Origin of the sequence: Xanthomonas sp. 3307 (assembly GCF_014199735.1) — a bacterium.
GTDB classification, from domain to species: domain Bacteria; phylum Pseudomonadota; class Gammaproteobacteria; order Xanthomonadales; family Xanthomonadaceae; genus Xanthomonas_A; species Xanthomonas_A rydalmerensis.
In genome coordinates this window covers 179,100-192,815 of the sequence record NZ_JACHOG010000005.1, presented here as the reverse complement: position 1 = coordinate 192,815, position 13,716 = coordinate 179,100, and the positions used below count along the sequence as shown (strand labels likewise).

Annotated in this window: 12 protein-coding genes; 4 read left to right on the top strand and 8 right to left on the bottom strand. The window is 69.9% G+C overall.

The window, feature by feature from the left end; all coding sequences use genetic code 11:
* Positions 1–17: 17 nt before the first annotated feature.
* The 4 genes from GGR64_RS13820 to dxs all read left to right on the top strand — a co-directional run bounded on the left by GGR64_RS13820 (position 18) and on the right by dxs (position 5,373).
* A complete protein-coding gene (locus GGR64_RS13820; RefSeq protein WP_167087785.1) occupies positions 18–665 on the top strand; it encodes a response regulator transcription factor in 648 nt (215 codons plus the stop codon).
* A gap of 104 nt (positions 666–769) precedes the next feature.
* Positions 770–2,554, top strand: coding sequence for an acyl-CoA dehydrogenase C-terminal domain-containing protein (locus tag GGR64_RS13815; RefSeq protein ID WP_184646536.1), 1,785 nt, complete (start codon positions 770–772; stop codon positions 2,552–2,554).
* Positions 2,555–2,655: 101 nt separating this feature from the next.
* Complete coding sequence (locus GGR64_RS13810) at positions 2,656–3,315, top strand: HNH endonuclease (protein WP_202394680.1); 660 nt, start codon at positions 2,656–2,658, stop codon at positions 3,313–3,315.
* Between the two features lie 144 nt (positions 3,316–3,459).
* Positions 3,460–5,373 (top strand): 1-deoxy-D-xylulose-5-phosphate synthase, encoded by a 1,914-nt coding sequence (gene dxs, locus GGR64_RS13805; RefSeq protein WP_184646534.1) that lies wholly within the window; start codon positions 3,460–3,462, stop codon positions 5,371–5,373.
* Positions 5,374–5,505: 132 nt separating this feature from the next.
* Here the strand turns inward: dxs and GGR64_RS13800 are convergent, their stop codons facing one another.
* The 8 genes from GGR64_RS13800 to GGR64_RS13765 form a co-directional block, all read right to left on the bottom strand.
* On the bottom strand, positions 5,506–6,528 hold the full coding sequence (locus tag GGR64_RS13800; RefSeq protein ID WP_260303023.1) for a TraB/GumN family protein: 1,023 nt from the start codon (positions 6,526–6,528) through the stop codon (positions 5,506–5,508).
* 77 nt (positions 6,529–6,605) lie between these two features.
* A complete protein-coding gene (locus GGR64_RS13795) occupies positions 6,606–7,076 on the bottom strand; it encodes a cupin domain-containing protein (RefSeq protein ID WP_184646530.1) in 471 nt (156 codons plus the stop codon).
* 75 nt (positions 7,077–7,151) lie between these two features.
* Entirely contained in the window at positions 7,152–7,940 is a 789-nt protein-coding gene (locus GGR64_RS13790; protein ID WP_184646528.1) for a WecB/TagA/CpsF family glycosyltransferase, read from the bottom strand.
* Positions 7,927–8,718 (bottom strand): polysaccharide pyruvyl transferase family protein, encoded by a 792-nt coding sequence (locus GGR64_RS13785; RefSeq protein WP_184646526.1) that lies wholly within the window; start codon positions 8,716–8,718, stop codon positions 7,927–7,929. Before GGR64_RS13785 ends, GGR64_RS13790 begins: the two co-directional genes overlap by 14 nt.
* 52 nt (positions 8,719–8,770) lie before the next feature.
* On the bottom strand, positions 8,771–9,958 hold the full coding sequence (locus GGR64_RS13780) for a glycosyltransferase (protein WP_184646524.1): 1,188 nt from the start codon (positions 9,956–9,958) through the stop codon (positions 8,771–8,773).
* A 52-nt stretch (positions 9,959–10,010) separates the two neighbouring features.
* Positions 10,011–11,513 carry a lipopolysaccharide biosynthesis protein gene (locus GGR64_RS13775; protein WP_184646522.1) on the bottom strand — a complete coding sequence of 501 codons (1,503 nt, stop codon included), beginning with the start codon at positions 11,511–11,513 and terminating at the stop codon, positions 10,011–10,013.
* Positions 11,510–12,559 (bottom strand): glycosyltransferase, encoded by a 1,050-nt coding sequence (locus GGR64_RS13770; protein ID WP_184646521.1) that lies wholly within the window; start codon positions 12,557–12,559, stop codon positions 11,510–11,512. Before GGR64_RS13770 ends, GGR64_RS13775 begins: the two co-directional genes overlap by 4 nt.
* Positions 12,556–13,689 (bottom strand): glycosyltransferase family 4 protein, encoded by a 1,134-nt coding sequence (locus tag GGR64_RS13765; RefSeq protein WP_184646519.1) that lies wholly within the window; start codon positions 13,687–13,689, stop codon positions 12,556–12,558. The genes GGR64_RS13770 and GGR64_RS13765 overlap by 4 nt, the downstream gene beginning before the upstream one ends.
* Between the last annotated feature and the right edge of the window lie 27 nt (positions 13,690–13,716).

The following is a 13,716-nucleotide window of genomic DNA, read 5'->3' as shown; positions in this document are numbered from 1 at the left end:
AATTGGAGCGCACCGGCATGAGCGCGCCGATCCGGGTCCTCATCGCCGACGACCACACCCTGGTGCGCGAAAGCCTGGTCGCCGTGCTCGACGCGATCGACGGCATCCAGGTGGTGGCGCAGGCCGCCGACGGCATCGAGGCGCTGGCCAAGGCCGAGGCGACCAGCCCGGACGTGGCGATCGTGGACATCTCGATGCCGCGGCTCAACGGCATCGACGTGGTCCGACGATTGTGCGAGACCGTACCGCTGGCGCGGATCCTGGTGCTGACCATGCACGAGGAACACGAGTATGTGCTGCACGCCGTGCGCGCCGGCGCCTCCGGCTACCTGCTCAAGGACAGCGCCAGCGCCGACCTGATCGCCGCGGTGCGCAACCTGCATGCCGGCCGCGGCCACTTCTCGCCGCAGGCCGCGCAGGCGCTGGTGACGCAGATGCAGCAGCCGCAGGCGCTGCCGCCCGATCCCTACCGCAGCCTGACCGCACGCGAACGCGAGGTGTTCCACCTGATCGTGGAAGGCCGCACCACCAAGGAGATCGCGCGGGTGCTGCAGATCAGCGTCAAGACCGCCGAGAACCACCGCTTCCGCGTGCTCAACAAGCTCGGCATGCGCAATACCGCCGAACTGGTGCGCTACGCGGTCCGCCACGGCCTGCTCGACTGAACGGCACCGCGCGGCGGTTCGTTCGGAGCCGGCTACGCTTACTCCATACGCCATAGTATCCTGGGGACCTCGGCCGCACCGCGGCCCTCGTCACGAGCGATCGCATGAGCACCTATCAAGCCCCGTTGACCGATCTCCGCTTCGCGCTGCACGACGTGCTGCAGGTGGAAGCGCTGTTCGCCCGCCTCGGCCATGCCGAGGCCAACGCCGAACTGATCGACGCGGTGCTGGAGGAAGCGGCACGCTTCACCGGCACCGTGCTGGCGCCGCTGAACCGGGTCGGCGACGAGCACGGCTGCACCCTGGACAAGGCCACCGGCGCGGTGACCACCGCGCCCGGCTTCCGCGAGGCCTACCGGCAGTTCGCCGAGGGCGGCTGGACCGGGCTGACCGCCGCCGCCGAGTTCGGCGGCCAGGGCCTGCCGCACACCCTGGGCGTGCCGCTCAACGAAATGGTCAACGCCGCCAACCTGGCCTGGGGCAACTTCCCGCTGCTGTCGCACGGCGCGGTCGAGGCGCTCAAGCAGCACGGCGAGGCCTGGCAGCAGGAGGTATTCCTGAAGCCGCTGGTGGACGGCCGCTGGACCGGCACCATGTGCCTGACCGAGCCGCATTGCGGCACCGACCTGGGCCTGCTCAAGACCCGCGCCGAACCCAACGCCGACGGCAGTTGGTCGGTCAGCGGCACCAAGATCTTCATCACCGCCGGCGAGCACGACTTCACCGACAACATCGTGCACCTGGTGCTGGCGCGGCTGCCGGACGCGCCGGCCGGCGCCAAGGGCATCTCGCTGCTGGTGGTGCCGAAGTTCAAGGTCGCCCGCGACGGCAGCGTCGGCGAGCGCAACGCGCTGCGCTGCGGCTCGCTGGAGCACAAGATGGGCATCCACGGCTCGGCCACCTGCGTGATGAACTTCGACGGCGCCCAGGGCTATCTGGTCGGGCAGCCGCACAAGGGCCTGCAGGCCATGTTCACCATGATGAACACCGCGCGCCTGGGTGTCGGCCTGCAGGGCATCGGCCTGTCCGAGCGCGCCTACCAGAACGCGCTGCACTACGCCCGCGAGCGCCTGCAGTCGCGTTCGTTGAGCGGCGCCAAGCTGCCGGAGAAGCCGGCCGACCCGATCCTGGTGCACCCGGACGTGCGGCGCATGCTGCTGACGGTGAAGGCGCTGACCGAAGGCAGCCGCCTGCTGGCGCTGCACGCCGCGACCCTGATCGACATCGCGCACAGCGCGCAGGATCCGGCCGAACGCGAGCAGGCCGACGTGCTGGTCAGCTTCCTCACCCCGATCTCCAAGGCCTGCCAGACCGAGTGGGCAGTGGAGAACACCTACCACGCGCTGCAGTGCTTCGGCGGCCACGGCTACATCCACGAACACGGCATGGAGCAGTTGGCCCGCGACGCACGCATCACCACCCTCTACGAAGGCACCACCGGCATCCAGGCGCTGGACCTGATCGGCCGCAAGACCGCGTCCAGCCAGGGCGCGGGACTGAAGCTGTTCCTGGCGCAGGTCGAGGCCTTCCTGAGCGAGCACGCCGACAACCCGGCGGTGGCCGAATTCGTCGCGCCGCTGCGCGAGAAGGCCGCCGAGTGGGCGGCGCTGACCAAGCGCATCCTGCAGCGCGCCGCCGGCAACCCCGAGGAACTGGGCGCGGCCAGCTACGACTACGTGTTCTATTCAGGCTACGTGGTGCTGGCCTACTGGTGGGCGCGCAGCGTTGCCGCGGCCGAGGCCTCGACGCACGGCGAGGCGTTCAAGCAGTCCAAGCGCGAGACCGCCCGGTTCTACTACGCCCGCCTGCTGCCGCGCACGCTGACCCACGCCGCGGCCATCGACAGCGGCGCCGAGCCGCTGATGGCGCTTGCCGACGCGCAGTTCTGAGTCCGCGCACGCAGCCCCGGCACGCCCGCCGTGCCGGGACTGCATGGCCCGCCGCGGCCGATACACAAACCGTCACCAATCGGGTATAAGCTGTTTTCCCGATGGAGACAGACACAACAACGCTTGGTCTGATCGATACCGGGGCCTGCGGCACTTCGGTCGCGGTCCCGTCGCCTGCGGCGTCCCCTTCCCACCTGCCTTCGGTCCGGCTGCTGTCGCTGGACGCGCACGGCCGCGTGCTGGACTGGATCAACTGGCAGGACGCCGCCTGCCTGTACGCGCGCGGCGCGGTCGCCTGGACCCTCGGCGAGCCGTGCCTGCACATCCATGGCGGCATCAGCCGCGCCAGTGGCGAGCGCAGCGTGCTGGAGTTGCACCCGATCATCGCCGCGCGCGGCCACGCGCATGCGCGTGCGCTCGACCCCACCCCGACCCTGACCAATACCGCGCTGTTCGCCCGCGATGCGCAGCTGTGCCTGTACTGCGGCCAGCAGTTCAGCCGCCCGCAGCTGACCCGCGATCACGTGCTGCCGGTGTCCAAGGGCGGCCGCGACATCTGGGAGAACGTGGTCACCGCGTGCTTCCACTGCAATTCGCGCAAGGGCAACCGCACCCCGCAGCAGGCCTCGATGCCACTGCTGGCGGTGCCGTACCGGCCGAGCTGGATCGAGCACCTGATCCTGTCCAACCGCAACATCCTGGCCGACCAGATGTCGTTCCTGAAGGCGCAGTTGCCGAAGCGCTCGAAGCTGTCGCGCTAGCCGCATCACATCATCTTCATGGGGCTGCGACGGATTGCCGCACCCGTGCCGAAACAGGCCATGCGCGCGCCCGCGACTGAACGGGTTGATTGCGTGTGCCCGGAATGGAGAGGAAAATGACAGGTCCGCTGAACCTCCATCCCGATGATCGACTCCACCCGCTATCCGCGCCTCTCGCGCATCCAGGTCCCCGCCGAACTGCGTCGCTTCGATGAATCGGAGCTGCCGGCCATCGCCGAGGAACTGCGTGCCTTTCTGATCGAGTGCGTCGGCAAGAGCGGCGGCCATTTCGGCGCCGGGCTGGGCGTGATCGAACTCACCGTCGCCCTGCATTACCTGTACGACACGCCGGTCGACCAACTGGTGTGGGATGTCGGCCACCAGACCTATCCGCACAAGATCCTCACCGGGCGCCGCGACCGCATCCACACGGTCAAGCAGGCCGACGGCGTGGCGCCGTTCCCCAAGCGCGAGGAAAGCGAGTACGACACCTTCGGCGTCGGCCATTCCTCCACCTCGATCTCGGCTGCGCTGGGCATGGCGGTGGCGCTGCAGCGCATGGGCGACGAGCGCAAGGTGGTGGCGGTGATCGGCGACGGCGCGATGACCGCCGGCATGGCCTACGAGGCGCTGAACCACGCCGGCGGCATGGACCCGGAACCGAACCTGCTGGTGATCCTCAACGACAACCGCATGTCGATTTCCGAGGCGGTCGGCGGCGTCACCAAGATGCTGGGGCGGATGAGCGGCAGCAAGACCCTCAACGCCATCCGCGAGGGCGGCAAGAAGATCCTCGGCGACAAGAAGAGCAACCCTACCGCGCGCTTCGTGCGGCGCTGGGAAGAGCACTGGAAGGGCATGTTCGTGCCGTCCACGCTGTTCGAGGAAATGGGCTTCCACTACACCGGCCCGATCGACGGCCACGACCTGCCGGCGCTGCTGGGCGCGCTGAAGACGCTCAAGACCCTCAAGGGTCCGCAGCTGCTGCACGTCATCACCACCAAGGGCAAGGGCTACGAACTGGCCGAGGGCGACCAGATCGGCTATCACGCGGTCGGCCCGTTCGATCCCAGCAAGGGCCTGGTGGCCAAGCCGGGCGCCAAGGCCCCGACCTACACCGACGTGTTCGGCGACTGGATCTGCGACATGGCCGCGGCCGAGCCGGCGCTGCTGGCGATCACCCCGGCGATGCGCGAGGGTTCGGGCCTGGTGCGCTTCAGCAAGGAGTACCCGCAGCGCTATTTCGACGTGGCCATCGCCGAGCAGCATGCGGTGACCCTGGCCGCGGGCATGGCCGTGCACGGCGCCAAGCCCGTCGTGGCGATCTACTCCACCTTCCTGCAGCGCGGTTACGACCAGCTGGTGCACGACGTGGCGGTGCAGCAGCTCGACGTGCTGTTCGCGATCGACCGCGGCGGCGTGGTCGGCCCGGACGGCGCCACCCATGCCGGCAACCTGGACCTGAGTTTCCTGCGCTGCGTGCCGCACCTGGTGGTGATGGCACCGGCCGACGAAGCCGAGTGCCGGCAACTGCTCAGCACCGGCCTGCGCCATGCCGGCCCCGCCGCGGTGCGCTACCCGCGCGGCACCGGTCCCGGGATCGCCCCCGGAACCACGCTGGAACCCTTGCCGATCGGCAAGGCGCAGCTGCGCGCGCAGGGCCACACGGTGGCGCTGCTGGCGTTCGGCGCGACCCTGGCCGCGGCCGAACAGGTCGGCCGCGAACTCGGCCTGAGCGTGGTCAACATGCGCTTCGTCAAGCCGCTGGACCGCGCCTTGCTGCTGGAACTTGCGCAGAGCCACGAGGGCTTCGTGACCATTGAGGACAACGTGGTGGCCGGCGGCGCCGGCTCCGGCGTGGCCGAGCTGTTCAACGCCGAAGGCGTGCTGCGCCCGGTGCTGCACCTGGGCCTGCCCGACGCGTTCCAGCACCATGCCAGCCGCGAGCAATTGCTGGCCGAAGCCGGCATCGACGCCGCCGGCATCCGCGCCGCAGTGCTGAAGCGCTGGCCGCAACTGGCCACCAGCGCCAGCGCACCGCGCACTGCGGCGGGCTGACCGCCGCGGTCGGCGGGTACGGCACGGCCTCAGCGCGTGCCGTGCCTGATGGCTTGCGCCACCGCGCGTGCATCTACATTCCGGACGCGCACAGAGGCCGCTCCGCGTGGGACACGGCCCCCAGCGCACGCCCTAAGGCGCGATCACCTCGTCACCGCGGGCACGCAGCCGGTCCAGCGGCCCGCCAGGGTCCTGCAGGGTCTGCATCGGCAACGCCGCGAAACTGGAGCGGTTCTGCGTCAGCGCCCGCTCGGCCGCCTGCAACCAGGCCGCCTGGGCCCGCTTGCGCACATCGCCCAGGCCCAGCTTGCGCGCGATCGCCGCTTCGCCGACCGCATCGAGGCAGACCCGGTACTGATCGTTGGCGGGCAACGTGGTCAGCGTCTCCAGATCGCCTTCGGACCAGGCGTTGGCGCGCTGGCGCATCGTCGCCAGGTCGCGATCGATGACCTGCAGGGTGCGCGCGAAGCAGGTGCTGTCGTTCAAGGTCGTTGCCCGGAATTCCTGCAGCGCGCGCTTGGCGTCGGGCACCTTGACCTCCACGACCACCGGCACGATCGGTACCTTGGCGCGCTTGGCCGCACGCTCGATCACCGGTTGCACGACGCTGCCCAGGCTCAGGCCGGATGTGCGCATCGCCGCCTCGTACAGTTCCTGCGCGGCGAACACTGGACGCCAGCGTTCCACGCCGTTGTCGCGGCCCAGGTAACGCGCCTTCAACGGCAGCCAGCGTGCATAGAGCTCGGGCGGCAGCACCTGTTGCAGGGTGCGGTCGTCGGGGTTGCGCCGCGCCTTGAGCAAGGACGGCAGCAGCAACAGGCTGCGGAACATGCCCAGGCCAGAGTCCAGGGTGAGGGTCGGTGCCCCGATCACCTGTTGCGATTGGGCGATCACCCGCTCCACCTCGCCCGATTCCCACTGCATGCGCCTGGGCAGCGGCGAGACCGTGCCGAGGATCCACAGCACGTGGTCGCCGCGGCGGACCTGCCAGAGTCCGGGTCCGGGCTGGCGCCCGCTCACCAGCACCGCGTCCAGGTCGACCACCGGTGGACTGGTTGGCGCTGACGACGGTGCCAATGCCGCAGTCTGCGCCTGCGCCGCGGGCACACCGACCGGCACCAGCAGCGCGGCCACCAGGCACAGCAGCGCCCGCAACCGGCGCGCAACGCGTTCTTGTCTGGTCGTCGCGTGCAGTCCGCGTGCCCTGCTCCACCCCAGCCGCGGAGGCATGACTACCCGTCCAGTCTGGGCAGATGCGCGGCCAGCGGGTCGCTGTCTTCCAGCAATTCGAAGCGCTCCCAGAGAAAGCCCGGCGCCACCACGCAGCGCACCAGGCAATAGTCGGCCAGCGGACGCGCCGCCTGCCAGGTGCCGGCCGCAATCACCACCGAGGGCATGCCGCCGTGCTCGCTGGCATCCAGGCGGTAGCGCTGCAAGCCGTGGTGCGGGTCGAAGCCGAACAGCTCCAGCGCCCCGCCCTCTTCCCACTGCCAGGTCTCGTCGGCATCGATGCGGTGCCAGCGGCTGACCTCGCCCTGCTCCAGCAGGAAGCGGATCGCGGTACAGGCCGGGCGCAGCGTCTGCGCGTGCTGCACCATTACCGCCGAGGTATGCACGCGCGCATAGCGCCCGCCTTCCGGGTGCGGCAGCAGCGACAAGTCGCGCACCAGGGCGGCGATTCGGAAGGCGGCGGCACTGGACATGCCTCCAGTCTAATCCTGCCGCGCGGCCCCGCGCATGTCAGGCGCTGCGATCTGCGCGGCCGATGCGCGCCCCGTTCATGCCTGCGGCAGCGAGTCGCGGGCGGGCGCTGCTGCCAGCCGCCGGCCACGGCGCAGACACAGCGCGAAGAACACCAGCAGATCCCAGCTGTAGCGCTTGAGCAGGCGCCGCGGTTCGCGCAGCAGGCGGTAGATCCATTCCAGGCGCAGCCGGCGCACCCAGGCCGGCGCACGCCGGGCGGTACCGGACAGGAAGTCCAGCAGCGCGCCCACGCCGAACGCCAACGGCACCTGCAGCCGGCCGGCCTGCTGCAGCAGCCAGCGCTCCTGCAGCGGATTGCCGAAGGCCACCAGCAGCACGTCGGCGCCGCTGGCGTTGATGCGCGCGGCGAGGTCTTCGCCGGCCGCGGCGAACTCGGCGTAGCCGTCGCAGGTACCGACCACCTGCTGTCCCAGCGTCTGCCGCAAGGTCTGCGCCGCGGTCTCGGCCACGCCGGGACGGCCGCCGAGCAGGAAGAAGCGCAGCGGACGCGCGCTCTTCCGGCACAGCGCCGGAATCAGATCGGTGCCGTTGAGGTTGCCGGCGAAGCGGCGGCCGTGCACCAGCAGCGCGCCCAGGTCCATGCCGATGCCGTCGTTGACGATGCACACGCCCGGCGCGGCCAGGCGCGCGCGCAGGGCCTGGCACTGCACCACGAAGTTGGTATTGGCGAAAAACACCTGGCGGCGCTCGCCGCGTGCCAGCGCCTGCAGCAGGGTGGCGACGAAATCGGCTTCGGTGCTGCGCAGGATCGGATAGCCGCCCAGCGCGAGCACCTCGCCCGTCGCGCGCTCACCAGAGGTCATGCGGAAAACTCTCCAGCAGGCCGCGCTGCACCGCCGCCAGGTCGAACACGGTATTGCCGCCCAGCGCCACGCATTCCTCCACCGTGTGTCCGGCGTGCCAGCGACTGCGGCCGGTGCCCGCGTAGTAGTCGTCGTACTTGAAACGGTCCTCGCCGTTGCCCCAATCCAGGTATACCGAGGGCACGCCATAGGCCTCGGCCAGGATCAGCCCGTGCAAGGAACTGGACACGACCAGGTCGGCGCCGAGCAGTTGCCGCACGAACGCGGCCGGCTGCCGGTTCGGCAACACCAGGTGATCCTTGTAGCCGGCGTACTTGTCCAACGGTTCGTTGAAGTGCGGCACCACCAGGAACGGCCGCCGTGCCGGCGCCGGTGCCAGGGCCTCGCGCGGGAAGAACAGCGGCATCAGCAAGCCCGGGTCGCCATACACCTCAGGCACCTGCAGGCCGCGCTCGCGCAGGAACGCGCGGGTCTTGGGTCCGCGCACGGCGCGCACGTCGAGCTGGCGGAAGCTGTGGCGGTCGGCGGGGATCTTGCCGTTGACGCCGCTGCCCCACACGGTGTCGCCGTCGCGGGCGAAATGCAGCACCGAGCCGATCGCGATCAGCCGCTGGCGCTTGTCGCGCTTGTCCAGCAAGGTGCGGTCGCGCTGGCCGAGCACGTTGGAGACGATGATCTTGGACAGGTGATCGCCGACGTTGATCTCGCCATTCTTCGGCTTCCACCAGAACAGCGCCCGGCGCTCTTCGTAATCGATCCACTTTTGCAATGCGGACATCGGTCCTCCTTGGTTGCGCGGGGTGGACGGCGAACACGCCGACGGCGTGTGCTCAGACCGCGCCGTCGGCGAACAGACGTGTCTCCGGATAGGCAGCCGGATCCAGCACCCGATCGGTGGTGTCGGACCAGCTCAGGCACTGGCGATGGCGCACGTGCGGCGCCTGCAGCGCCTGCCCGATCGCGGCGACGATGGATGCCTCGTCGCCGGGGGTGTAGCCGAAGCGCGACGGATAGCGGCCGACGACGGCATGCGGGCACACCGCCGGCAGGCCGAAGAAGTCGTACTGCAGCAGCTTCATCGAACTGTCGGCCAGGTAGGCCGGTACCTGCTCGGAGGCATACGGGGCGATGCCGAAGCGCGCATGCTTGATGTAGCGAATGGTCTCGGCGTGCTTCATTTCGCCGTACACCACCACGTTGTCGCCATAGCCGGGCGCGCGGTCCATGCCCGAGCCGATGACGTGGAAGGTGACCTGCGGGAAGGCGCGGCTGGCGGCGACGAAGAACGCCGGGTCGAACAGCATCGAGCCCACCGCCACCGCATGGATGCCCTCGCCGTAAGGCGACGGGTCGCCGAGCGTGTGCAGGTCGTGGTCCACGCCGTGGCCGACGTGGTACACGTTGTGGCGGCTGGCGACCTCCTCGGCCATCGCCGGCGACACCAGGGCGATCACGTCCAGGCTCGGCGCCACGCGGTCGAACTCGCGTTCGATGTAGTCGGCGACGTTGATCGTGCTCAAGCCGTCGGAGGCGCGGTACACCTTGCGTGCGGTCGGGTTGATCCGCGCCGCCAGCGCGATGAAGGCCACTGCGATGCCGCTCTCGAACACGATCACGTCGGCCTCGCGCATCCAGCGCAGCAGCGTGGCCGGCGCGCGCGCCGCGTACAGCTTGAACATCAGGTCTTCCAGCGGCCGCAGCCAGCGCCGCCGGGTGTTGAACGGATGCAGCGGCGCGCGCCACAGGTAGCAATCCACGCCGTTGTGGCGAACCACCTGGTTGGCGCTGGCGTCCAGCGGCAGGCGCAGGTCGCCCTTGAGCCGCGACAGCAGGCTGTAGCGCAGCGAGAAGAAGCGCGTGGTGCCGCGCTTGGCCAGCTCATCGGCGATGAAGTGGATGTTGGCGCGGCGCGGCGTGCGGTAGTCGTGCGCCGACAGCACCAGGTAGCACGGCGGGCGGCCGGTGGCGGCTGCGCTCGGCGCCGACGCGGGCAGCGCCGCTGCGGAAGAATCGCTCATGCGCTCGCTCCTAGGCGGGAGGAAGGAAAAGAAAGAGGCGGCAGGCCTGCGCTCATCGCGTGCTCCGCGCCTGGCGCAGCAGCGTGCGCATCTGCAGGATCGCCAGCACGTCGCGGCGGAACGCCGGCCACAGCGCGAACACCAGCAGGCACGCGATCGCCATGGCCGCCGCGCCCACGATGAGTTGCAGCCACAACGACGCGCCGCCCCACTGCTGCGCGGCGAAGTAGGCGGCGACGCCGCACACGCCGTAACCAAGCACCGCGCGCAAGGCGTTGTTGAACAGTTCCCAGGCCGGGATCTGCGGCGCGATCCGCGCGATCCAGATCACCGACAGCGGCCACATCACCAGCAAGCCCAGCGTGTAGCCCACGGTCACACCCATCACGCCCCACAGCGAGCCGGCGAAGATGCAGGCGATCAGCATCACCCGCCCCACCACCGAGTACACCAGCTGTTGGCGCATCAGGCCCAGCGCCAGGAACACCCAGTAAGTGGCGTAGGAGGCGGTCTGGAAGATGCCGCCGAGGGTCAGCACCTGGAACAGCGGCACCGCCGGCCGCCACTGTTCGCCCAGCACCAGCACGATCAGCGGCATCGCCAGCGCACAGGCGAAGGAAAACAGCGCCACGATCAGGTGCACCATCACCGTCTGCCCGCGCAGCAGGAAGTTGCCGAAGCGCGGCGGATCGTCCTGCAGCTGCGACAGCACCGGCAGCGCCACCGAGGTGGCCGGCGCGTTGATCTGGTTCAGCGGCATCATCAGCAGCTGGAACGCGCGGTTGTACAGGCCCAGCGCCTCGGCGCCGATGCGGTGGCCGATGATCACCTGGCCGACGTTGCGGCTGGCATAGCCGAGCAACTGCGCCGCCATCAGGTTCCAGCCGAAGCTCAGGAAGGTGCGCATCGGCGCGTCGCGCCGATAGCCGCGCGGCAGCCAGCGCGCGCAGGCACCGGCGATCAGCAGGTTGACCAGCGCCTGCACCACCTGCTGCCAGACCAGCGCCCAGTAGCCGTAGCCGGCCAGCGCCACGCCGACGCCGGCCAGCAGGCCCAGCACCTGCGCGCCGACATCGCTCAGCGAGACCTGGCCGAAGCGCAGCGCACGGCTCAGGTGCGCGCGGTACTGCGTGGTCATGCCATTGAGCAGGAAGGTCACCGCCAACGCCTGGGAAATGCCGAGCAAGGCCGGCTCGCGGTAGAAGTGCGCGATCCACGCCGAGGACAGGAACACCACGATCGCCAGCACCAGGCCGATGCCGCTGTTGATCCAGAACAGGTTGTCGCGCTGCTCGCGGCTGACGTGCTTGGCCTGGATCGCCGCCGAGGACAGGCCGAAATCGCGCAGGATCTCGGCCATGCCGACGATCGCCGTCACCATCGCCATCAGGCCGTAGTCATAGGGCGTCAGCAGCCGCGCCAACAGAATGATGCCGCCGAACTGCACCACCATCTTGGCCAGCTGCCCGGCCATGGTCACCGCCGCACCGCCGGCCGCGCGCGCGCCCAGCCCGGGTTGCGGCGCCGCCGGCCGTGGGGTCTCGGTGCCGCTCATGCGTGCTCCCCGCGGCGCGCGGTCAGCGCCTGCAGATAACTGCGGTAGTGCTGCAAGCCGATCCCGTTCCAGTCGCGCCGCGACAGGTCCGGCACGGCCTCGGCCGGCAGCTGCTGCGCCTGCGCCAGGGCCTGCGCCAGCTGCGTCGCGTCCAGCTCGCCCTGGTACAGCTGCACCCACTGCGCACCGACCTCCTCGGCGATGGCGGCATTGGCCTCGCTCCACGGCGCCAGCACCGGGCGCGCCAGCGACAGTGCCAGCAGCAGGGTGCCGGAGTTGTGCATCTGCCGGTACGGCAGCACCACCAGTTCGGCTTCGCCGATTTCCTGCGCCAGCACCGCGTCTTCCACGTACTGCAGGCGAGCGCTGATCCGCGGATCCTCGGCGCAGGCGCGCTCGACCACGTCGCGGATCTGTGCGTCGATCGGATTGCCGGCGATGCGCAGGCTGAGTTGTGGATCGGGCAGCGCACGCAGCGTGGCGATCAGCGTTTCCACGCCCTTGTACGGGCGCAACAGCCCGAAATGCAGCAGACGCCCGGGGACCCGCGGCGGTTGCGGCAGCGGCGCGTACCAGTCGCGGTAGTGGCCGTGCAGGATGGTGTCGGTGGCCGGCGCGCGCGTGGGCGTGGTCGCGTTGATGCGGATCCAGCGTGCGGTCTGGCGGTCGATCCAGCGCAGCAGCAGGCGTTCGCGCCAGCCCTTGTCCTCGTGCGGCGCGACGTTGTGCAGGGTGCGCACAATCGGCACCCCGGCCATGCGCAGGCGCAACAGCAACAGGGCCACGCAGACCTGCTTGGCCAGCGTGCCGAGCGCGGTGCGATGCCGCAGCAGGTACTCCGGCCAGTGCAGGTGCAACACGTCGTAGCGCGACAGCAGTGCCGCACGCATCGAGAAGAAACGCAGTTGCACCTGCGGCGGCAGCGCCGCGTAGAGCTGGGTCAGGTAGGGATTGGTGGTCGCGGTCGGGCGTTCGGTGGACAGCAGCACCGTCACCGCCGGCGCAGCCTGCTGCGACGCGCCGTGACGCTGACTCTCGCCGCTCATCGGCCGCCCTCCGCGCCGTCCAGCGCCAAGTGATACTCGTCCAGATAGGCGCCGACCACGCGGTCCCAGTCGTAGCGATGCGCATAGGCCATCGCCGCTTCGCGCTGCGCGGCGAAGGCCGCATCGGTGCCGCTGGCAAAGGCACGCACCGTGGCCGCGGCGGCCTGCACATCGGCGGGGTCGACCAGCACGCCCTGCCCCGACTCGCGTTGCAGACGCGCGAACGGCGGGATGTCGCTGAGGATCGGCAACAGCCCGGCACTCATCGCCTCCACCGCTGCCAGGCCAAAGCCCTCGTGCCGCGACAGGCACACGAAGTACTGCGCGCTGCCGAGCAACTGCGCCAGCTGCGCCTGGGTCGGCGCCACCTGCAGGCGCACCCGCTGCTGCAGGCCGCGCTCGGCGATGGCCTGCTGCAGGTCGGCCACGCTGAAGTCGTATTCGCGCCCGGCCACGATCAACTGCCAGGCCGGGTCCTGCGCGGCCAGCGCGCGCACCAGGTCCAGCGTCTCCAGCAGGCCCTTGTTGACCGACCAGCGCCCGAAGTAGATCAGCGTGCGTCCTGGGGTGGTGCTGCCCTGCCCGGCGAACTTGTCCACGTCCACGCCGTTCTCGATCACCCGCAGCCGCCGCGGCGCGACCACCTGCGAGAACAGTTGGCCGTCGTTCTCGCTGGTCGCCACCACCCGCGCATAGGCGAGCGCCGAGGCGCGGGTGAGGGTCTTGAACCAGAGCATCTTCAGGCGCGAGGCGTAGGTGGTATGGAAGAAACCGCCATGGGTGGAGACGATCATCGGCACACGGTGCAGCGGCCGGGTCAGGGCCAGGAAGTCGTAGAAGAAATCGATGCCGTGCACGTGCAGCAGATCCGCACCGCGCACCGCCGCCAGCACCGACGGCGCCAGCGGGTAGCGCGAGGAGCCGCGGTACGGCAGGCGCACGATCGGCACGCCCTGATGACTATCGCGCGGCGCCAGGCGCCGCTGCGGATCGGTGAACACCCGCTCCAGGCTCACCACCTCGACCTGGTCGCGTCCCTGCTGCAGATGGCGGCGGGCGATGTTCAGCACCACTTCCTCCATGCCGCCCACCGAGGGATGGAACTGGCGCACCACATGCACCACCTTCATGCCCGGCCTCCGTCGCGCCTGTGCGCG